We start from the raw sequence: 19835 nt of genomic DNA on the forward strand, positions 1-19835 counted from the left end.
TTTACGGTGCCATTGCCTTGTGCCGAGGCCGGCCGGGCGTCAGCACGCCCGGCCGGCCCAAGGGTTCGGTGCCCGGTGGGGTTCCGGGGGCGCTCAGCGGCGCCCGCTGCCGTCATGGATGCGTACGCTCTCCCGCGGCTCCCGCAGGGCGGGCACTCCCGTCGGGCGGGCGGTGATCACCAGCGTGCCTTCCTCGATCTGGTAGTCGAGCGGCAGCCCGAGGCCGCGCATCGCGGCCACCATGCCGGTGTTCGAGGCCTGAGTGACCGCGTACACGCTCTCGCAGCCGGTCTCGGCCGCCATCGCCACCAGTCGGCGCAGCAACTCGGCGCCGATACCGCGCTGCTGCCAGGCGTCCTCGACCAGCAGCGCGACCTCGGTCTCGTCGCCGTCCCACAGCAGATGGCCCAGCGCCACCAGCCGGCCGGAGGCGGTCTCCACGGCCAGGGTGCGGCCGAACCGCGGGCTGAGCAGATGGCCGAGATAGCGGTCCGCGTCGCCGACCGGGCCGTGGTAGCGCAGCCCCAGGGTCTTCGAGGAGCAGCGGTCGTGCATCTCCCGGGCCGCGGCCAGGTCGGAGGTGTCGGCGCGGCGGATGGTGATCTCGTTGCCCTCGGGCAGCGTCAGCACATCGCGTCGCGGCGGCACCCGCTGGCCGAGCCGGGCGTCCAGATCGACCAGCGCGCGGACCCGGGCGAACTCGGTGGGGGTGAAGGGCAATTGCGGCCTTTCGATGGTGAGAGACCCCCCGGAGGGGTCGCGGAACTTCATGAGGTGCTCGTCCAGCACGCCCTCCGTGGGGACCTGCTCGGCGAGCGGCTGACCGCGCAGCGAGCGCGCGGGCACCGAATGAATGGTGCAGCGCCCCAGCAACTGGCGTAGTGCCAGGGGGAGTTCGGCGGAATCGAGAGCCGTGCGGGTCGCCAGCCCCAGCATCCGGGTCGGCGCATCGACGAGATCGTGTGCGTCGGCCCGCTCCAGCCAGGTGTGCGTGCCGCCCGCGCCGGCCACCGTACGGGTCAGCTCGGCGGGCGTCAGCGCACCGGGCGCGCGCAGCAGGAACTCGTCGACCGTGCCGTTGGAGAGCGGATGGGTCTGCAGGCTGAGTATGTCCACCCGTCGCGCACCCAGCGCCGTGCACAGCGCAGCCAGGCTGCCCGGCTCGTCCCGGACCGTGGTCCGCATGCGCCACAGCACCGTCTCCTGGCTGCCGGCCCCCGGGGCCTGGCCGGCGGAGGACGGCGCCGTGGCGCCGGTATCGGTCGGCGGCGGGGCGTAATCGTGGCGTCGTGACCACCAGATGTGGAAGCCGGCCGTGGCGAGCAGTGCCACCGCGGCGAAGCACAGCAGCACCGGGCCCGACGGGCCGTGCGCCACGGTGTTGGCGACGGCGTCGGCCACCGCCACGGCCGTGAAGAGGGCGGCCAGCTCGACGACGTCCCGCCGCCAGTGAGGGCGGCGGGCGGAATGGGCAGAGGATGCTTCAGTCATGCACACAAGCCTGGCCGACAGGTGTTGCCTGATCGCCAACACATTGTGTCCGACGGGTAAAAGACGCAATCGACGCATTGGCCACTACTGTCCTACTCGTCCCGGTTGCAGCACCTTGCTGAACAACACCTGGCCGCCCTCCTGACGAAGCCGCACCGTCAGTTCCCCGCTGCCTCCGTCGATATCGACCTCGCCGAAGTACTGCGGACTCTCCGCGGGGGAGGTGTTGGCACGGTCCGGCGCCTTGATGAACGGCTGCTCGGGCCCAAAGGTTCCATCCAGCTTCAGCGCCTGGAATCCGCCCGCGTTGAGCGGCCCCGACACGAACTCCCAGAACGGCTCGAAGTCCTTGAACGCGGCCCGCTCCGGCGCGTAGTGCTGCGCAGAGGTGTAGTGCACGTCCGTCGTGAGCCAGACGGTGCCGGTCACCCGGTCGTGCTTGATGTGCCGCAGCAGCTCGGCCAGCTGCAGCTCCCGCCCCAGGGGAGCGCCCGGATCGCCCTGCGCCACCGCCTCGAAGTTGGTCTTGCCGTCCGGGACGACCAGACCCAGCGGCATGTCGGAGGCGATCACCTTCCACACCGCATGCGAGCGGGAAAGCTCTCGCTTGAGCCAGCGCAGCTGCTCCGCCCCGAGAATGCCCTGCGGGTCGTCGGTCTGCCGGCCCGGCGAATTGGCGTTCCGGTAACGGCGCATGTCCAGCACGAACACATCGAGCAGCGGGCCGTGATGCACCACGCGATAGACCCGGCCTCCCCGGTCGGGCCGCAGCGTACGGATCGGGAAATACTCGCTGAAGGCGCGCAGCGACCGCGCGGACAGCACGTCCGTGTCCTTCTCCGTGTAGCGGTCGTCGTCGAGCAGCTGCCCCGGGTACCAGTTGTTGTGCACCTCGTGGTCGTCCCACTGCGTGATCGTCGGGACCTGCGCGTTGAAGCGGCGCAGATTGTCGTCGAGCAGGTTGTAGCGGAACGCGCCCCGGAACTCCGCGAGCGTCTCGGCGACCTTGGACTTCTCCTCGGTCGTCACGTTCCGCCAGATCCGGCCGTCCGGCAGCGTCACCCGCTCGGGGATCGGGTTGTCGGCGTAGATGTTGTCGCCGCTGCACAGGAAGAAGTCCGGGTTCCGGCGCCGCATGTCCTCGTAGATGCGGTAGCCGCCGCGGTCCGGGTTGATGCCCCAGCCCTGCCCGGCCAGATCGCCGGACCAGTGGAAGCGGAGGTCCGCACGACGTCCCGTGGGCGCCGTGCGGAACGTACCGGCGACCGGCTCGCCGGTGCGCCGCGGGTCGTCCGGGTCGGCGAGCAGCACCCGGTAGTGGATCTGCTCACCGGACGGCAGGCCGTGCAGCGAGGTCACGCCGGTGAAGTCCGTGTCCGGTCCGATCACCGGGCCGTGCCAGGACCGGGCATGCCGGAAGGACTCGGTCGCCGCGGTCTGCACCACCATCCGGGCCGGCCGGTCGGACCGCACCCACACCAGACCCGAGGAGGTGGTGACATCCCCGACCTGGACACCCCAGTCGGCGCCCGGCCGCCCGCTGCGCGCCTGTGCCGGCGCGGCACAGGAGAGCGTGGGCAGTGCCAGCGCCACCGAACCCGCGGCGGCGCCCTGCAGCAGCGACCGCCGTCCGAAGCCGCTGCCGGATCCCTGCGCCATCTCCAACCTCCATGCCTCGACCGATCTCACTGCCGACCCGTTCGTATCGCTTTCCGGTGCCCCGCAGCCGAACGGACGGTGAACACCGGCCTGTTCACGGACCACGGTGCACCGTTCGCCCCAACGGGTCCAGGGGCCTGTGACCGGTGGACCGGTCCCAGCGACGTGCGACCGGCGGACCGGCCCCAGGGACCTGTGACCGGCGGACCCGGGCCATGGTGGCAAGAGCACCGCCCGATCGCCAGGACACTGCCGTGGCGCATACGGTCTTGATACGCGCCGCCGGCACGGTGACCCCGGGAAAACGGTGGCCCCGGGAAACGGTGGCCCCGGGGAAGGTGACACCGCATGCCGGCCAACGGTTCCGCTCCGCATCGCCCGCCGGGGTGATCCGAACGACCCGCCCTAACCCACCGTGTCGAGGATGACCCGCGCCACCAGCGCCGGATCGTCGTTCATCGGCACATGCCCGCAGCCCGGCAGCCGTACGAGCCGGGCGGCCGGGATGGTGTGCTTGGCGCGTACGCCCTGGCGGGGCAGGAGCAGCCGGTCGCGGCTGCCCCAGGCGATCGTCACCGGGACGTCGGGCACATCGGAGCTGAACCGCACCTCCCGGCCGGCCGCCAGCGTCGGGGCGAAGCCGGGTGCCTCGCGCAGCGCCCGGGTCTCCGCCACGACGGCATCGGCCGAACGGCGGCCGGGGTGGGCGTAGATGGTGCCGGTCAGCGAGGCGCGGCCGAGGGCGGTCCGGGCCAGCGATGCCACCATCGGCTCGGGCAGCGCCCGGGCGCCGGCGTACATCCCGCGCAGCACACCGAAGGCGTACCGCCGCTCGGCCGGCGTCCAGAAGCCCGCGGGCGACAGCGCGGTGACCGACCGCACGGCGCGGGTGCGGCCCAGCTCCAGTGCGAGCAGCCCGCCCAGCGAGTTGCCCACCACATGCGGGCGGTTGACGCCGAGCCCGGTGAACGCCGCGGTGAGCAGCGGGACGACCGTCGACAGGTTGTAGGAGGAGCCGCCGGGCAGCGCGGGGGAGGCGCCGAACCCCGGCAGATCGAGCGCGATGACCTCGTGGGAGGCGGCAAGGATGTCGCACACGGGGCGCCAGGCCTGGAGGTGGTGGCCGATGCCGTGCAGCAGGACGATGGGTTCGCCCGCGCCCTTGCGGTCGTAGGCGACCGTGAACGGCGGCCGGTCCGCGGGGGTGATACGGGCGAAGGAGACCGGGGCGGCCATGGGTGAACTCCTCTGGGGGTGCGGGTCTTTCGGTGGTGCCGGGCGTGCGCTGACACGATGCCAGCTGGGGCTACTGAGCGGTATGGGGCGGCCGGGGTGAGAGCGAGTGTGCTGCACACCACGCACCCGCGCGGCCGCGGTCCGTGGTTTCCGCTGGACAAGGCCGGGGTGGCCGGGTGGGATGGAGAGGTGCTGAAGGATTCCGCTACCGAGGTCACCGACGTTTTCGAGGAGCACCGCGCCGTACTGTTCGGGGTGGCCTACCGGATGCTCGGCCGGGTGGCCGATGCCGAGGACGTGGTGCAGGATGCCTGGCTGCGCTGGTCGGGCGCGGACCGTACGGCGGTCCGTGAGCCGCGCGCCTTTCTCGTACGGATCACCACCCGGCTGGCCATCGACCGGCTGCGCCAGGTCCAGTCACGGCGCGAGTCCTATGTGGGGCCCTGGCTGCCGGAGCCGCTGAGGACCGACGTCGGCGGCACCGCCCCGGACACCGCCGAGCGGGCGGTGTTCACCGAATCGGTCACCCTCGCCGTACTCGTCGTCCTGGAGTCGCTCTCCCCTCTGGAACGCGCGGTGTTCGTGCTGCGTGAGGCCTTCGGCTATCCGTATGCGGAGATCGCCACCACCCTCGACCGCAGTGAGGCAGCGGTCCGCCAACTGGCGGGACGCGCCCGGCGGCATGTGGAGGAGGGCAAACCGCGCTTCGAGGTCGATCCGGACCGGCAGCGGGATCTGACCGAGCGGTTCCTGGCCGCGGCGGCCGGCGACGACCTGGACGGGCTGCTGAGCCTGCTGGCGGCGGACGCCCGGCTCGTCGGGGACAGCGGAGGAAAAGCCAAGGCCCCGCTGCGGATCATCGAGTCCGCGGACAAGGTCGCCCGCTTCCTCTTCGGCGTCACCAGGTCCGTGCCGCCCGGCCTGGAGTTCACCATCCTCGAACTCAACGGCGGGATCGCGCTGTTGGCGCATCACGAAGGCGTGCCGGACTCCGTCATCCAGCTCGGGATCGCGGACGGCAGGATCCAGACCGTCTACATCGTCCGCAACCCCGAGAAGCTGGAGTCGCTGGCGGCCTGCTGAGCGGCGGCCCGCAGCCCGAGCCGCGGACTCGACAGCACCGGGACGCCGCTGTCGAGGCCCTCGGCGGCCGGCGCCATGGAAGCCTGTGCCAGGACGATCGCATCGGCGTCCCGGATCTCCCGTGCCGCGGCGGCAATGGCCGACAGATAGCCGTCGGTGTCGCCGCTCTCGAAGCGCTCCCAGGCGCCCGGCACCAGCACGGTACGCACCCGGACCTCGCGGCCGGCCCGTTGGGCCTCCTGGGCGATCAGGGCTTCCGTAGGGGCGAGGGTGCTCTCCAGGGCGGCGAGCACGGCGATCCGCTGCCCGGCGGCGACGGCGGCCGCGGCCATCGGACGGTCCACCCGCAGGACGGGGAGACCGAGCGCGGCGCCGGCCGCCTCCGCCACCGAACCGATCGTCGAGCAGGTGCAGAGCGCTGCGCGCGCACCGTGCCCGGCCGCCTCCGCGAGCATGGCGGAGACCTCCGCCGAGACGGCGTCGGGTCCCTGCGCCCTTGCCCGGTCGAGGAGTTCGGGGTGTACGAGGTGATGCATCGCCAGGCCGGGGGCCTCCGCGTCCCGCAGCGCGTCGAAGACCGGGACGTGGACGGGTGAGGTGTGCAGCAGAGCGAGCATGCCGGGAACGGTACCGAGCGGCGCTGCGGAGGGCGCGGGCGGGCGGGCGGCCGGTCCGGGCGTGCGGGACGGTCCGAAACGGATACCGGTTGGTCTTGACCAAGGGTGAGGGCGGCCATATCGTCGGGATACTGCAACAACCTTTAATAAAGAAGCGCTCATAATCGGGCGCGCAGCGGGCCCACATCTGCCGGCCGCGCGCGGCCCGAGTCCCATGGGGGAGCAGCCCCGGTAACGGTCAGTGCGGAGGACAGGGTGGGGACCACGCAGCTCGAAACGGTGCCGGAGCCGAAGTACTGGCACCTCAAAACCGTGCTCAGCGATGCGCTCGATTCGGAGTTCACGGTCGGCGAGATTCTGCCCAACGAGCGTGATCTGGCGGCGCGGTTCGGCGTCGCACGGGCCACACTGCGGCAGGCGCTCGAACAGCTGGAGCTGGAAGGCAGACTCCAGCGCCGCCGCGGTGTGGGCACCACGGTCGCACCGCCCCGCGTCGGTGTCGCCGTCGCTCCCGCCCGCCACACCTGGCCCGGTGCGGCCGGTGACGACTGGCAGCCGGTCGACGCCGTCGAGAGCGACACGGTGCCCGCCGCGGTGACCCACCTGCTGGAGACGGCCGCCGGCGACCGGATACACATCGTCCGCCGCAGCCGGGTCACCCAGGGCCGGCCCCTCGCCACCGAGTTGCTGTACGTTCCGGCCAGCGCGGTCCCCGGGTGCCCGGCGACCGATGCGCTGAGCGGTCCGGCCCGCGCCCATGCGGTCCTGCAGGAGCTGCAGTCGCTGGACCTGGAGGGCCAGGACCGTACCGTCGAGCTCGGCTCGGCCCGCGCGGAGGACGCCAAGCAGCTGGACCGGCTGCCCGGCGCGCCCGTCCTGGTCGTCACCACCCGCTATGTCTCGGGGGGCCGCACGACCGCTGTTGCGGTCTCCACCTACCGTGCGGACACCTGCCGTCTGACCTTCGGCGAGAGCGACGCGGTCGCCCTGCTCGCGGGCTGACCCGCCCGGCAGCTGACGTACGGGCCCGCTCCGGATCATGCTCCGGAGCGGGTCCGTACCGTTGTGGTGGGCCGTTGGGGGCGGCCGCCCGCCGGGGCCGACGCCGTCCGTCACCGCGCTGCCGTTCGGGAGGTGCCCTCACCGTGCCGCCGCTCCGGGCGGGCCGTCAGCGTGCCGCCGCCCCGGGCGGGCCGTCAGGGTGTCGCCGGGCAGGAGGGGCCGTCAGCGTGCCGCGGTCCGACGACGCCCCGTCACCGTGCCCTCCACCGCGAAGAGTTCGCCCTCCACGTGGTCGAGCGCGAGCCGCAGCGCCCCGGTGGCCACCGCCGCCTCGCCGAGCTGCGACAGGGCGACCTGCGGCGGGCGCAGACAGTAGCGCGCCAACTCCCCGCGCAGCGGCTCCAGTACGCCCGCCAGGCCCGCCGCCCAGCCACCGATCACCACCAGCTCCGGGTCCAGCGCCAGCACCAGTGCCGCGACATCGTGCACCAGCCGCCGGATGAAGCGGTCCACCGCCTCCCGCGCCTGTGTGTCACCGTCCCGCGCCGCTGCGAAGACCGCCGCCACCTGCGCCTCGTCCAGGGGATGCAGCGGCTCCCCGGTCGTCGACAGCAGCTTCTCCGGCGTCGCCTCCCGGCCGAGCAGATGCAGCGCGCCGATCTCCCCGGCGGCCCCGCCGAATCCGCGGTGCAGTCGTCCGCCGATCAGTGAGCCGGCGCCCGGACTGAGGCCCGCCAGCACGAAAACGATGTCATCGGAGCCGGTCGCTGCGCCCTGCCAGTGCTCGGCCACCGCCGCGGCGTTCGCATCGTTCTCGACCAGCACCGGGCAGCGGAACGACCGTCGCAGCCGCTCACCCAGCGGCAGTCCCGTCCAGCCCGGCAGCGCGGTGCTCAGCCGGACAGTGCCGTCCGCCTCCACGATGCCGGGGCCGGCCACCCCGACGGCCCGCAGCGATCCGCGGGGCACGCCCGTACGGCGCAGCAGATCGGCCACCACGGTACGGACCCGCTCCAGCCGCTCGTCGGCCGGTGCGGTCTCCGCCACGGGGCGCTGCGCGGTGTCCAGCACCTGCCCGCCCAGATCGGACAGCAGGGCCGCGACGCGGTGCGGGCCGATCTCGATGCCCAGCAGATGGCCGGCTTCCGTACGGAAACGGAACCGGCGGGCCGGCCGGCCCTGACGACGCGTCTCACCCTCCTCGGGGGCCGCCTCCACCACCAGCCCGGTCTCGATGAGCCCCTCGACCACACCCTCGACCGTCGGCCGGGACAGCCCCGTCACCTGGACGAGGTCGGTGAGCGTGGGGGAGTCCGCGGCGCGCAGCGCATGCAGCACCACCGCGGAGTTGATCCGTCGCAGCAGGGACGGATCCCCGCCGGTGAGCCGCCCCAACGTCCGTCTCCCTCACTTTGCGTGTGTGGCGGATCGTAGCCGGTCACCTGAGGGGCGGCGAGTCCCGTGGGCGCTGCTCGCCGCGGTCAGCCGGGCGCGACGAAGCCGGACTCGTACGCGGCGATCACGGCCTGGGTGCGGTCCCTGGCCCCCAGCTTCGCCAGCACCGAGCTGACATGCGTCTTCACGGTCTCGGCCCCCAGGACGAGCTCGGCGGCGATCTCCGCGTTCGACAGCCCACGGGACATCAGCCGCAGTACCTGCTGCTCCCGTGCGGTGAGCGCTGCCCGCTCGAAGTCCGCACGGGCGCGGTCGTTGCGGCGGCCGGCCGCCATGGAGCGCAGGGCCGCCGGGAGCAGCAGCGATCCGCCCTCGGCAACGAGCCGCACCGCGTGCACGATCTCGGCCGGCCGGGAGCGCTTGAGCAGAAAGCCGTCCGCGCCCGCGCGCAGCGCCCCGTAGACGTACTCGTCCTCCTCGAACGTGGTGACGACGAGGATCCGGGGCGGCTCCGGCACCGAGCGCAGCACCGCGCGGGTCGCCTCGATGCCGTCCAGGAGCGGCATCCGTACGTCCATGGCGATCACATCGGGCCGCAGCTTCCGCACCAGCGGGACGACGGACGCTCCGTCGGCCGCCTCGCCCGCCACCTCGATATCGGACTGCGCTTCCAGGATGGCGCGCAGCCCCGCGCGTACCAGCGGCTCGTCGTCGACCAGGAGTACGGAAATCGGCACGGGATCAGCGTAGTTGGCGCAGGGGGAGACGGGCGCGCACCCGCCACTCGCCGCCGTCCGGTCCGGTCCGGGCCTCGCCGCCGAGCAGCGCGGCCCGTTCGCGGATGCCGCGCAGACCACGGCCGCGGTCGCCGCTGCCGGGTTCCGGGGAGGGGACGGGCAGCGGATTGCGTATCTCCAGTTCCAGTGCGTCGGCGTCGGCGGCGATCCGTACGGACACCGGCACCGGGCCCGCGTGCCGCAGCACATTCGTCAGGGCCTCCTGCAGCATCCGGTACCCCTCCCGGGAGACGGGGCCCGGCAGGCTCTCCAGCGGGCCGCTCAGTTCGGCGCGCAGGTCCGAACCCGCGGCCCGTGCCGACTCCAGCAGGCGCTCGGTGTCGGTGAGCGCCGGCCGGTCGGCGGGTCTCGGTGCGTCCTCCCGCAGCAGCCGCAGCGCCCGCTCCAGATCGGCCAGCGCCTGGCGTCCGGTGTCCTCGATGGCGGCCAGCGCCCGCTCGGTGAACTCGGGCGAACCGGCGGCACGGGCCGCGCCCGCCTGCACCACGGTGACCGTCAGCGCGTGGCCGATCGCATCGTGCAGCTCCTGGGCCAGCCGGTTGTGTTCCAGCATGCGCTCCGTACGGGCCTCCAGTCCGGCCAGCCGCTCGGCGGCCGAGGGACCCAGCAGCAGCCGTGCGGCGCCGGTCGTCAGTGCGCCCGCCCCGACGGCGACGGCCGGTAGCAGGACGAGGGGAAGCGGTGCGAGCAGCCCGTACCACCAGTGGGGCGCTTCGATCGCCGGCAGGCACGTGGGGTGCGTGGGGCGTCCTGCGGCAGCCTTCACGAACGCCCCGGCCAGCATGGGGAGTTGAACGGTCAGGGCCGACAGGGCAACGCCCACCTCGAGCCGCAGCAGCAGCCACACCGCCGTACGGCCTCGATCGCTCCAGGAGCCCGACGGGGTCGTGGCGATCCCGGAAGCGGTGCGCGCTTCGAGGCCGTGCGGGCCCGGAGTCAGCAGCAGTTGGGCCTGGAGCCCCTCGACGCGGCGGACCACCGGTATCAGGGCGGCAAGTACGAGCAGTGGCGCGGGGAGCGCCCCCATCCACAGCCACGTCAGACATCCGCCCCTGAAGAAGGTTCCGCTGTGCAGGAAGCCGGTCAGCACCCCGGCCACCGAGGCGATCAGCAGATGCAGCCAGCGGGTGTAGGTGACGGCCCGGGAGAGCGGGCGGAGAACGGTGGAGAGCGAGGAGGGCACCCCGTCATCGTGGCAGCGGCCACCGGTCCGCGGCCTCCCCCGCCCGGGGGAGGCGTTCCCGGGATGGCGGGGGAGGCCGGAGACCGGGTACGGCCGACGGGCGCTGCTCGGCGAGGCGGGCGTGAGCGCCGGTCGCCCGGGGGTGGCGCGGCGGGCATCGCGGTGATCGCCGGCTGGGCGGCGCCGGCAGCGGCGGCGGGGCTGCGGTCACTGCTGCGCAGATGTCTGAGGCGTCGGGCGCAGGGCAATTGTCAGACCCGGGCGGTTTACTGACGGCATGACCATTGACGCGCATCTCACCGTCATCGACCGATGGCGGCTCCGGGATTTCCCCGCCGCTCCGGGCCGTTCCGCCCTGGTCGAAAGCGGTCCGGGCTTCCACATAGCCGGACTGCGGGTCAGCCAGGAGTTCTGGGACGCGGACGCCGCCGAGGTGGCGGAGGCCGCGGAGGAGTTCGAGGCCGAGCTGACGGCGCTGGTGCAGGCACTGTCGTTACGGTGGGGCAAACCCGAAGTGATGGATCTTGCCGTGCACTTGGCACGCTCCGCGAGGGGTCTGCCGGTCCGGCCGCCGCTGGACACACTGTGCGGATATGTCCCGCGGATGCACGGCTGGCGGGTGCAGGGCCGCTGGATCGGCGTGGGGGTGGGGCAGGGCGCGCCGGAACTGCCCTTGCAGCTGCTGGTGGCCGTGGGGGAGGGGGCGGTGGTTTAGCGGGAGAAGGCGGGGGCGAGCGCGGCGGAGAGGAGGCGGTGCGGGGTGCCGGTGCCGTCGGCGGGGACGGTCCACAGATCGGAGCCGTAGTCGCCCGGCAGGGAGTAGACCAGGGTGTGGCCGTCGCGCCAGACGGCCTGGTCGTCGATGTTGCGGTGTTCGCCGGTCGCGGTCTCGCGCAAGGTGCGCAGATCGAGGACGTACAGCCGCCAGGGGGCGTCGGGGTCGGCGCCCGCGAGGCGCTTCTTGTAGGCGATACGGGTGCCGTCGGGGGACAGGGAGGGGCATTCGACGTTGGGGTGCAGGGCCCGGAGGGTTCTGGTGTTGCGGTTGCCGCGGACGAGATAGGTCTTTCCGGCCGTGGCGGCGGTGGCGTAGAAGTGGGTGTCATCGGCGAAGGTGACGCCCCAGACATTGATGTCGGCGGCGCGGACCCGGTGTCCGTCGACGGTCAGCGCATAGGTCTCCAGATTGGCGTCCAGGTGCCGGCCGCGGGTGTCGACGACGGAGGTACGGGTGGAGAAGGCGGTGCCCGCGTAGGAGTCACCGCTGACGAAGACGGTCCAGGCGACGGTGCGGCCGCTGGGGGAGACCCGGGCACGGGTGGGGGCCCCGGCCAGGTCGTAGTGGCGCAGTTCGCGCAGCCGGTTGTCCAGGAGGACGGCGTGGTAGGAGTCCCGGAGTTGGCCGTGCACGGCCTGCAAACAGATGCCGGTTCCGGAGGCCGCGTGGAACCGCAGGCAGCGGACTCCGGACGCGGTGCGCGGGCCGGTGAGCCGCCCTTCGGGTACCGCGGTGATCTCGTCGCGGTGCGGCCCCCAGGCCATGTTGCGGAAGAGACCGTGGTGCGGATCGTCCAGGCGTACGGGCCCGGAGGCCACCTCGGGGCCCCCGGACTGTGGGCGGTCCTTCCGGTCGGCGCGCCCGGCGGCGTGCAGGGTCGCGCCGACGGCGACCCCGCCGAGTACGAGGACGGTGGCGAGCAGGACGAGCAGGCGCGCGGTGCGGTTCATCGGGGTGCGGTTCACGGTGTGTGCTCCGAGGGGGAGTTCGGGGCCGGTGCCGGTCCGGCCGGGCGCAGCAGCCGGGCGCTGAGGGCCGCGGCCAGGGCCAGTCCGACGGCCGCGGCGAGGACGGCGGTGCGGTCGCCCCAGGCGGTCCAGGCGGCACCGAAGGCGAGCGAGCAGACGAAGCGAGCGGCCGTCTGACCGGTCTGCACCACCGCCAGTCCGCTGCCGCGGGCGTCCTCGGGCACCGCGTCGGCGGTCGCGGCCGCCAGCACTCCGTCGGTCGCCGCGTAGAACGTGCCGTGCAGCACGAGCACGGCACAGACCAGCGTCACGCCGCCGCCTACGGGAGCCAGCAGCAGCCCGTAGGCGCAGAGCAGCACCAGATGCCCGGCCAGGAAGAGCCGCCGCCGGCCGATCCGGTCGGCAATCGCTCCCATCGGCACCGCCAGCGACAGAAACGCCGCGGCCGTGCCCAGCGGGAGCAGCGGAAACCACGCCGCCGGGAGGTCCAGCCGCCGCTGCAGGGTCAGGTAGAGGAAGGAGTCGCTGACGGTGGTCAGCCCGAGCAGCACGGCGCACCCGGTCAGCCGGCGTACCTGCGGCCGGCCCAGCAGGGCGCGCACCGGCGTCCGGGGCGGGGCCGGGGTCCGGGGCGGGGCCGGGGCCCGTCCGGCGGTGTCCTCCGCGGCGGGCAGGGCCCGGCCCGGGACGAACAGCAGGAGGACGACCACGCCCAGTACGGCGACACAGAAGCTGACCGTGAAGACCGCGTCATATCCTTCCGCCGCCGCCCGCAGCAGCACGAACGCCACCAGCGGGCCGCACAGTGCGCCCGCGGTGTCCATCGCCCGGTGCACCCCGAACGCCCTTCCCCGGGCGGCCGGTTCGGCGGCCAGGGAGATCATCGCGTCCCGTGGTGCGGTCCGCAGCCCCTTGCCGGTCCGGTCCACCGCCAGCACCGCTCCGATCAGCGGCAACGAGTGCACCATCAGCAACAGGGGCTTGCAGAGGGCGGAGAGCCCGTACCCGACCGCGGCCACCGCCTTGTGTCCGCGGCCCCCGCCCCGGTCCGAGATCCGGCCGCCCACCAGCCGGACCAGTGCACTCACGCCGTTGTAGACCCCGTCCAGCACCCCGAACCCCAGCGGGGACAGGCCGAGTTCGGCGACGAGGTACAGCGGGAGCACGGCCGTGATCATCTCCGAGGAGATGTCGGTGATGAGGCTGACGACGCCCAGGACCAGCACTGTGGAGGGGACGGCGGCTCGGGCGCGACGGTTTCGGCCGGCGCGCCGGCCACCCGGCGGTACGGAGGCGGAAGGGGCCGGGCGGCCGTCTGCGAGATACACGGGTCAGCCGGCCCAGATACCGCTGATGTCCTTGGCGTCGGCGGCGTGGCCCGCGTGCGAGGTGCCGTACATGTCCTCAAGGGTGCGCAGCACGTCGTAGTGGTTGTAGGTGGTGGCCGAAGTCGAGCCGGCCTGCACCGGCTGGCCGTACAGGACGGTCGGGATGCGGTTGCCGCTGAGCCGGTTGTCCTCGTCGAAGGTGAGCAGCAGCAGACTGTTGTGGGTCTTGGCCCAGTCGGCGTAGCTCTTGAGGTTGTTCTTCAGCCAGGTGTCACCCGTGGACACCGAGCAGTCGTGCATGTCGCTGCACAGGTTCGGTACCACGAACGAGACGGTGGGCAGCTTCGAGAAGTCGTCGGGGAAGGCGTCGAAGGTGTGCGCCGAGCTGGTGGAGACGTTGCTGAAGCCGAACCACGGGTTGTGCTTCTGCGCGTACTTGCCGCTCTTGCAGGTGGTCGAGCCCTCGGACGGCAGCGACTCGTTGTAGCTCGCCCAGGATTTGCCGGCCGCCGTCAGTTCGGAGGCGAGGTTGGGGGCGTCGCTGAACCCCGGGTCGACGCAGCTGTCGTCGGTGACGCCCTGGGTGTCACCGGAGAAGAGGGCGTAGTAGTTGGGCTGGCTGGGGTGGGTCTCGGCATAGGAGGCGGTCAGGCTGGCGCCCCCGGAGGCCAGGGAGTTGGTGTACGGCGCGCTGGAGCTGCCGACCACCTGGTCGTAGGCGTGGTTCTCGAAGACCACCACGACGACATGGTCGGGGGTGGGCACGGCGGCCGCGGCCGGCTCGGCGCCGAAGCCGTTGCCCGCCCAGATGCCGAGACCGGCGGTGGCGAGGCCGAACGCCCCGGCGAGCGCGGTGACTTTGCGGCGGCGCGAGCGGCGGATGCGGTGGGCGGAGGGGGACACGGCGGCGGAAGGCGACGCGGACGTGGCAGGCACGGCAGTCTCCGTAGGGGAGTGGGGGGCGTGCGCGGGCGGCGTCAGAGTAGAACCGTCCGGTAACCATGTACATGCCTTCAAGGTGACGGATGGCCGAACGGTGCACGACCTTATGCGCCGTCGCCCTCCGCGAACGCCGCGGCACGCAGCCGTCCGTACTCCTCCGCCATGGTCGCCACCGTCCAATGGGCGTTCAGACCACTGGGGTTGGGCAGGGCCCAGATGCGGGTGCCGCCCAGCATCCGCTGCTGTGGCCCGATCGCGGCCTTCTTGTCGTCGAAGGCGACGCGGTAGGCCGTGACACCGGCGACGGCGAGCCAGCGGGGGCGCAGCCGCGCCACCTTCTCGGCCAGCAGCCGGCCGCCCTCGCGGTACTCCTGCGCGGTGAGCTCATCGGCCTTGGCCGTCGCCCGCGCCACGACATTGGTGATGCCCAGGCCATGGGCGAGCAACTCCTCCTGCTCGGCGGGCCGGAACTGGCGCGGGGTGAAACCGGCGGCGTGCAGTACCGGCCAGAACCGGTTGCCGGGCCGGGCGAAGTGGTGGCCGGTGGCCGCCGTCATCAGCCCGGGGTTGATACCGCAGAAGAGCACCCGCAGGCCGCCCGCGGCCACGTCCGGGACGACGCGGTCGCGAGCGGCTGCCAGCTCTTCGGGGGTGAAGCCCATGGGCCCTCGCGTCAGAGGATCGAGCCGGGGGTGTACGCCGCGGCCGCCGGGTGCTGCTTGGTGATCTCCTCGATCCGGGCGACGACGGCCGCCACCTGGTCGGCCGCCGCACCGGTGAAGGAGAGCTTGTCCGCCATCAGGGCGTCCAGCTGCGCCTTGTCCAGCGGGATCCGCGCATCCGCGGCCAGCTTGTCCAGCAGCTCGTTGCGCTCCGCGCCCTGCTCCCGCATGGCCAGCGCCGACGCGACCGCGTTCTCCTTGATCGCCTCGTGCGCCTCCTCGCGGCCCACACCGGCGCGTACGGCACCCATCAGCACCTTCGTCGTGGCGAGGAAGGGCAGATAGCGGTCCAGCTCGCGGGCGACGACGGCGGGGAAGGCGCCGAACTCGTCGAGCACGGTCAGGAACGTCTCCAGCAGGCCGTCCAGTGCGAAGAAGGAGTCCGGCAGGGCGACCCGGCGCACCACGGAGCAGGACACATCGCCCTCGTTCCACTGGTCACCGGAGAGCTCACCGGCCATCGAGGCATAGCCGCGCAGGATCACCATCAGGCCGTTGACGCGCTCGCAGGAGCGGGTGTTCATCTTGTGCGGCATCGCCGAGGAGCCGACTTGGCCGGGCTTGAAGCCCTCGGTGACCAGCTCGTGCCCGGCCATCAGCCGGATGGTCTTGGCCAGCGAGGAGGGGGCGGCGGCCAGCTGCACCAGCGAGGTCACCACGTCGTAGTCGAGCGACCGCGGGTAGACCTGACCGACGGAGGTGAAGGCCTGGCCGAAGCCGAGGTGCGCGGCGATCCGCTGCTCCAGTTCGGCGAGCTTGGCGGCGTCGCCACCCAGCAGGTCGAGCATGTCCTGGGCGGTGCCGACGGGGCCCTTGATCCCGCGCAGCGGGTAGCGGGTGAGCAGGTCCTCCACCCGGGCGTACGCGACCAGCAGCTCGTCCGCCGCGGTCCCGAAGCGCTTGCCCAGCGTCGTGGCCTGCGCCGCGACATTGTGCGAGCGGCCCGCGAGGACCAGCTCGGCATTCTGGGCGGCCAGCGAGCCCAGGCGCGCCAGCACGGCGACCGTACGGTCCCGCACCAGCTCCAGGGACAGCCGCACCTGCAGCTGCTCGACGTTCTCCGTCAGGTCGCGGGAGGTCATGCCCTTGTGGACCTGCTCATGGCCGGCGAGGGCGTTGAACTCCTCGATACGGGCCTTGACGTCGTGCCGGGTGACCTTCTCGCGCTCGGCGATGGAGGCCAGGTCGACGTTGTCCAGGACCCGCTCGTAGTCGGCCAGCGCCTGCTCGGGGACCTCCACCCCCAGGTCCTTCTGTGCACGCAGCACGGCAAGCCACAGCTTCCGCTCCAGCTTGACCTTGTACTCGGGGGACCACAGCACGGCCAGCTCCGCGGAGGCGTAGCGGCCGGCCAGGACATTGGGGATGCGAGGCTTCGCAGACACAGCAGTCACGTGGTCAGAGTCTACTGGCGGTTTGCGCAGGCCAGCGCCCCGGCCCCGGCTGTACTTTCCTCCAAACCGCGCCCGGCGGGTGCGGAGCCCGGCGAAGAGCGGGCGTCAGCGCTCGTACGGCAGCAGGTCGGGGCGCCTGGCCGGACGGCTGTCACCGGACGGTGCACCACCCGCCCCAGGTGCCCCAGTGGCAGCGGGTTACGGCTCAGCCCCGGTATCTCTACCAGGTGGAGATACCGGCAGCGCCGTCAGCTTGGGCCGGACCCTGTGGTGCCAGCCCCTGACACAGCCAAGAGCATGCAGGAGAGCTTCCGCGGGTGAGCCCCGGCGAATCCACGCGGACGATCTCCGGTCATCTGAGCGCGCGAGGCACTCCGGGGCCGGAAGAGGAATGCCGGCGGGCGCATGCGGCCCCTGGCCGGCCCCGCTCACGCAAATCCACGTTCTGGACCGGGTCGCGAGAGCCTGCGAAGTCCTGCGTCCGGACCGCGATGCCGCAGCCCTCACCTGGGTAAACTGTTGCTGCCCCGACAAGCCCCGAACAGCAGCAGGAGACCGGATGCCGCCGCACGACACGTCCGCGCCCGGGGCACCGCGGGCTGGGAACGGACGGGACCTGCCTCCTGCCCGTCAGGCTCTCTCGGACAGCGTCTACGAGAACATCAAGGCCATGGTCATGGACCATGAGATCACCCCCGGCGCACGTGTCAGCATCGAGGCCCTGGCCCGCGACCTCAACGTCTCACCGACCCCCATCAGGGAGGCACTGGCCAGACTGGAGTCCGACGGCCTGGTGGTGAAGCGGCCGCTGTCGGGGTACCGCACCACCGAGCTGCTGACCCGCCAGGGACTTGAGGAACTCTTCGAGATGCGGCAGCTGCTGGAACCGAGAGCAGCCGCTCTCGCTGCGGTCAACGCCACTGAGGCTCAGCTCGACGGCATCGAGCGGATCGTGGAAGAGATGCAGTCCAACCCAGAGCCTGCCGGGCGCTATGCGGACTACCGCGACTTCGCCGCACTCGACCAGCGCTTCCATGACGCGATCGCACAGGCATCCCAACGGCCGCTGCTCGCGGACGCGGTGGAGCGGCTCCACTCCCATCTGCACATCTTCAGGCTCAGCAGCGCTTGCGGCACCGATGACCCGACCCTCGCGGAGCACCAGCGCGTGGTGCACGCGATCTTGCGCCGCAATCCCGACCGCGCGGCCGAAGCGATGGCGGAGCACCTTTCCCGCAGCCTCCAGCGCCAGCTCAGCCGGGACGAGGAAGCCTGACCGCGCGGCTTCCCGCATCAGCTCGGCCAGGGCGGGGCCTGCCTGGCCGGTGGACCACCAGCCGTCACAGCACTGGCTGGTCCACCGTCATTCGGTAGACCCGGGCGGCGGTGCTGGACCATACGGCCGATTGCTCGGTTCTGGTGAGTGTGGCGGTGAGAGCCTGGGTGTAGGCAATGACGTCGGTGCAGCTTGCGGCCAGGGTGCACACCGGCCAGTCGGAGCCGAACATCAGCCGGTGCGGGCCGAATGCCTCCAGTGCCGAGTCCGCGTAGGGGCGCAGATCATCGACGGTCCACGATGCCCAGTCGGCTTCGGTGGCCATTCCGGAGAGTTTGCACACGGTGTTCGGCAGCGCGGCGAGGCGGCGCAGTTCGGCGGACCAGGGCTCGACCGCGCGCGAGGAGATGGGCGGCTTGCCCAAGTGGTCCAGGACGAAGGTCAGTTCCGGCACGGCGGCCGCTGCCTGGATCGCGGCGGGCAGTTGGTGGGGGAGCACCACCAGGTCGTAGACGAGACCTGCGGCTGCCACCGCGCGCAACCCACGCAGCACATCCGGCCGGGTGAGCCATCGCGGGTCGGGCTCGCCCTGTACCTGGTGGCGGATGCCCCGCAGGAACTCTCCTCCGGGAAGGCCCCGCAGGCGGGCAAGTTCGTCGCTGATGCCGGGCGAGGTGAGGTCCGTCCATCCGACGACCGCACCGATGAGATCGCTGCCGGCAGCCAGGGACAAGAACTCCGGGGTCTCCTCGGTCACGGCCACCGTTTGCACCAGGACGCCTGCGGCGATCCCGGCCGACCGGGCTTCGGTCTCGAAGTCCTCCAAGGTGAACGAACGCCGTAGTGGGGCGAGTTCGGTCCCGGTGATCCACTCCTGGTCGCGTACGTCCAGGTCCCAGAGGTGGTGGTGTGCGTCGATGATGCGCATGACTATCTCCTCTTCGGCACTGGCACGTGAGGCGGCAGCAGGCCCTGGCTCCGCAGCGCCTGCCACATCCCGTCGGGGATCACGCGATCCAGCTGTACGACAGTGTCGTGGACCTGAGATGCCGAGCGCGCCCCCGTGAGGACGGAGGCGACAGCCGGGTGCCCGAAGGGGAAGCGCAGTGCGGCGGCGCGCAGTGGCACCCCGTGTTCCTCGGCGACGGTCCGCATCCGCAGCGCACGGCTCACCAGAGGTCTCGGAGCGGCGGTGTAGTCGTAGGTGGCTTCGGGCTTCGGGTCGGCCAGCAGGCCGGAGTTGAACACGCCTCCGACGATCACACTCTTGCCGCGCGCCGCGGCGGCGGGCAGGAGTTCACCCAGGGCCGTCTGTTCCAGCAGGGTGTAGCGGCCGGCGCACAGCACGGCGTCGACATCGGTGTCCTCAAGGAAGCGGGTCAGCATGCGGCTCTGGTTCATGCCCGCGCCGATCGCGCCGACCACGCCCTGGGACCGCAGTTCTTCCAGCGCGGGATACGCGTCCCGGAACGCCTGCTCCTCGTGGTCGTCGGGGTCGTGCAGCAGCACGAGGTCGACGCGGTCGAGGCCGAGCCGGGTCAGGCTCTCCTCCAGCGAACGGCGGACGCCGTCGGCGCTGAAGTCCCACAGCCGGTGGTGGGTCGCGGGTACGGCGAAACCGTGGGCGAGGTCGTCTCCCGGGTCTCCCTCGTGCCCGCCGCCTTCGATGGGGACGAGCAACCGCCCGACCTTGGTCGAGACGGTGTAGGTGTCCCGGGGCTTGGTGCGCAGTACGGCGCCGAGTCTGTGCTCCGACAGACCCAGACCGTAGTGCGGGGCGGTGTCGAAGTAGCGGATGCCCGCGTCCCAGGCCGCTTCGACCGCAGCGGCGGCCTCGTCCTCGCCGACAGGGGAGAAGAGGCCGGCGATGGCGGCGGCGCCGAACCCCAGGGAGGTGACGGCGACTTCACTGCGCCCCAGGGTGCGGCGCGGAAATTCCGTGGCGTGAACGGCGCGGTGCATGC

18 protein-coding genes are annotated in these 19835 nt (G+C 72.2%); 4 read left to right on the forward strand and 14 right to left on the reverse strand.

The window, feature by feature from the left end:
• Positions 1 to 93 precede the first annotated feature (93 nt).
• From AB0C46_RS06735 to AB0C46_RS06745, 3 genes are all read right to left on the reverse strand, one after another.
• Complete coding sequence (locus AB0C46_RS06735) at positions 94 to 1491, reverse strand: GNAT family N-acetyltransferase (RefSeq protein WP_362826219.1); 1398 nt, start codon at positions 1489 to 1491, stop codon at positions 94 to 96.
• Positions 1492 to 1575: 84 nt separating this feature from the next.
• A complete protein-coding gene (locus AB0C46_RS06740) occupies positions 1576 to 3150 on the reverse strand; it encodes an alkaline phosphatase D family protein (RefSeq protein WP_362826221.1) in 1575 nt (524 codons plus the stop codon).
• 405 nt (positions 3151 to 3555) lie between these two features.
• Positions 3556 to 4386, reverse strand: a complete 831-nt coding sequence (locus tag AB0C46_RS06745) for an alpha/beta fold hydrolase (RefSeq protein ID WP_362826223.1) — start codon at positions 4384 to 4386, stop codon at positions 3556 to 3558.
• Positions 4387 to 4575: 189 nt separating this feature from the next.
• Here AB0C46_RS06745 and AB0C46_RS06750 point away from each other — a divergent pair, with 189 nt between their 5' ends.
• Positions 4576 to 5469 carry an RNA polymerase sigma-70 factor gene (locus AB0C46_RS06750; RefSeq protein WP_362826440.1) on the forward strand — a complete coding sequence of 298 codons (894 nt, stop codon included), beginning with the start codon at positions 4576 to 4578 and terminating at the stop codon, positions 5467 to 5469.
• Here AB0C46_RS06750 and AB0C46_RS06755 read toward each other — a convergent pair.
• Positions 5421 to 6086, reverse strand: a complete 666-nt coding sequence (locus AB0C46_RS06755; RefSeq protein WP_362826225.1) for an aspartate/glutamate racemase family protein — start codon at positions 6084 to 6086, stop codon at positions 5421 to 5423. The two genes, AB0C46_RS06750 and AB0C46_RS06755, sit on opposite strands and share 49 nt — an antisense overlap.
• Before the next feature lie 255 nt (positions 6087 to 6341).
• On the opposite strand from AB0C46_RS06755, the gene AB0C46_RS06760 reads away from it, so the two are divergent.
• A complete protein-coding gene (locus tag AB0C46_RS06760) occupies positions 6342 to 7088 on the forward strand; it encodes a GntR family transcriptional regulator (RefSeq protein WP_362826227.1) in 747 nt (248 codons plus the stop codon).
• 222 nt (positions 7089 to 7310) lie between these two features.
• Here AB0C46_RS06760 and AB0C46_RS06765 read toward each other — a convergent pair whose 3' ends face one another.
• The 3 genes from AB0C46_RS06765 to AB0C46_RS06775 form a co-directional block, all read right to left on the reverse strand.
• Positions 7311 to 8483, reverse strand: coding sequence for an ROK family transcriptional regulator (locus AB0C46_RS06765; RefSeq protein WP_362826229.1), 1173 nt, complete (start codon positions 8481 to 8483; stop codon positions 7311 to 7313).
• A gap of 86 nt (positions 8484 to 8569) precedes the next feature.
• Positions 8570 to 9220 (reverse strand): response regulator transcription factor, encoded by a 651-nt coding sequence (locus AB0C46_RS06770; RefSeq protein ID WP_362826230.1) that lies wholly within the window; start codon positions 9218 to 9220, stop codon positions 8570 to 8572.
• A 4-nt stretch (positions 9221 to 9224) separates the two neighbouring features.
• Positions 9225 to 10463 carry a histidine kinase gene (locus AB0C46_RS06775; protein ID WP_362826232.1) on the reverse strand — a complete coding sequence of 413 codons (1239 nt, stop codon included), beginning with the start codon at positions 10461 to 10463 and terminating at the stop codon, positions 9225 to 9227.
• Positions 10464 to 10740: 277 nt separating this feature from the next.
• Here AB0C46_RS06775 and AB0C46_RS06780 point away from each other — a divergent pair, with 277 nt between their 5' ends.
• The gene (locus tag AB0C46_RS06780; protein ID WP_362826233.1) at positions 10741 to 11178 is read left to right on the forward strand and encodes a hypothetical protein; all 438 of its coding nucleotides are present in this window, start codon (positions 10741 to 10743) and stop codon (positions 11176 to 11178) included.
• On the opposite strand, the gene AB0C46_RS06785 is transcribed toward AB0C46_RS06780, so the two are convergent.
• From AB0C46_RS06785 to purB, 5 genes are all read right to left on the reverse strand, one after another.
• A complete protein-coding gene (locus tag AB0C46_RS06785; protein ID WP_362826442.1) occupies positions 11175 to 12191 on the reverse strand; it encodes a TolB-like translocation protein in 1017 nt (338 codons plus the stop codon). The two genes, AB0C46_RS06780 and AB0C46_RS06785, sit on opposite strands and share 4 nt — an antisense overlap.
• An 11-nt stretch (positions 12192 to 12202) precedes the next feature.
• Positions 12203 to 13537 (reverse strand): MFS transporter, encoded by a 1335-nt coding sequence (locus tag AB0C46_RS06790; protein WP_362826235.1) that lies wholly within the window; start codon positions 13535 to 13537, stop codon positions 12203 to 12205.
• A 3-nt stretch (positions 13538 to 13540) separates the two neighbouring features.
• A complete protein-coding gene (locus AB0C46_RS06795) occupies positions 13541 to 14419 on the reverse strand; it encodes an alkaline phosphatase family protein (RefSeq protein ID WP_362826444.1) in 879 nt (292 codons plus the stop codon).
• Between the two features lie 164 nt (positions 14420 to 14583).
• A complete protein-coding gene (gene mug / locus AB0C46_RS06800) occupies positions 14584 to 15141 on the reverse strand; it encodes a G/U mismatch-specific DNA glycosylase (RefSeq protein ID WP_362826236.1) in 558 nt (185 codons plus the stop codon).
• Positions 15142 to 15152: 11 nt separating this feature from the next.
• On the reverse strand, positions 15153 to 16586 hold the full coding sequence (gene purB, locus AB0C46_RS06805; RefSeq protein WP_362826445.1) for an adenylosuccinate lyase: 1434 nt from the start codon (positions 16584 to 16586) through the stop codon (positions 15153 to 15155).
• Positions 16587 to 17154: 568 nt separating this feature from the next.
• On the opposite strand from purB, the gene AB0C46_RS06810 reads away from it, so the two are divergent.
• Positions 17155 to 17871: a GntR family transcriptional regulator gene (locus AB0C46_RS06810; RefSeq protein WP_362826238.1), complete on the forward strand. Its 717-nt coding sequence runs from the start codon at positions 17155 to 17157 to the stop codon at positions 17869 to 17871.
• A gap of 64 nt (positions 17872 to 17935) precedes the next feature.
• Here AB0C46_RS06810 and AB0C46_RS06815 read toward each other — a convergent pair whose 3' ends face one another.
• Positions 17936 to 18799, reverse strand: coding sequence for an amidohydrolase family protein (locus AB0C46_RS06815; protein WP_362826239.1), 864 nt, complete (start codon positions 18797 to 18799; stop codon positions 17936 to 17938).
• Between the two features lie 2 nt (positions 18800 to 18801).
• A complete protein-coding gene (locus AB0C46_RS06820; RefSeq protein WP_362826240.1) occupies positions 18802 to 19833 on the reverse strand; it encodes an aldo/keto reductase in 1032 nt (343 codons plus the stop codon).
• Positions 19834 to 19835 lie beyond the last annotated feature (2 nt).

Origin of the sequence: Streptomyces sp. NPDC048637 (genome assembly GCF_040650675.1) — a bacterium.
Classification (GTDB): Bacteria; Actinomycetota; Actinomycetes; order Streptomycetales; family Streptomycetaceae; genus Streptomyces.

Bases quoted from the DNA above. Each gene is read 5' to 3' on its own strand.
- AB0C46_RS06820 (WP_362826240.1), bottom strand. From the start codon at position 19,833: ATGCACCGCGCCGTTCACGCCACGGAATTTCCGCGCCGCACCCTGGGG.
- AB0C46_RS06810 (WP_362826238.1), top strand. From the start codon at position 17,155: ATGCCGCCGCACGACACGTCCGCGCCCGGGGCACCGCGGGCTGGGAAC.
- AB0C46_RS06745 (WP_362826223.1), bottom strand. From the start codon at position 4,386: ATGGCCGCCCCGGTCTCCTTCGCCCGTATCACCCCCGCGGACCGGCCG.
- AB0C46_RS06735 (WP_362826219.1), bottom strand. From the start codon at position 1,491: ATGACTGAAGCATCCTCTGCCCATTCCGCCCGCCGCCCTCACTGGCGG.
- AB0C46_RS06780 (WP_362826233.1), top strand. From the start codon at position 10,741: ATGACCATTGACGCGCATCTCACCGTCATCGACCGATGGCGGCTCCGG.
- mug (WP_362826236.1), bottom strand. From the start codon at position 15,141: ATGGGCTTCACCCCCGAAGAGCTGGCAGCCGCTCGCGACCGCGTCGTC.
- AB0C46_RS06815 (WP_362826239.1), bottom strand. From the start codon at position 18,799: ATGCGCATCATCGACGCACACCACCACCTCTGGGACCTGGACGTACGC.
- AB0C46_RS06755 (WP_362826225.1), bottom strand. From the start codon at position 6,086: ATGCTCGCTCTGCTGCACACCTCACCCGTCCACGTCCCGGTCTTCGAC.
- AB0C46_RS06740 (WP_362826221.1), bottom strand. From the start codon at position 3,150: ATGGCGCAGGGATCCGGCAGCGGCTTCGGACGGCGGTCGCTGCTGCAG.
- AB0C46_RS06785 (WP_362826442.1), bottom strand. From the start codon at position 12,191: ATGAACCGCACCGCGCGCCTGCTCGTCCTGCTCGCCACCGTCCTCGTA.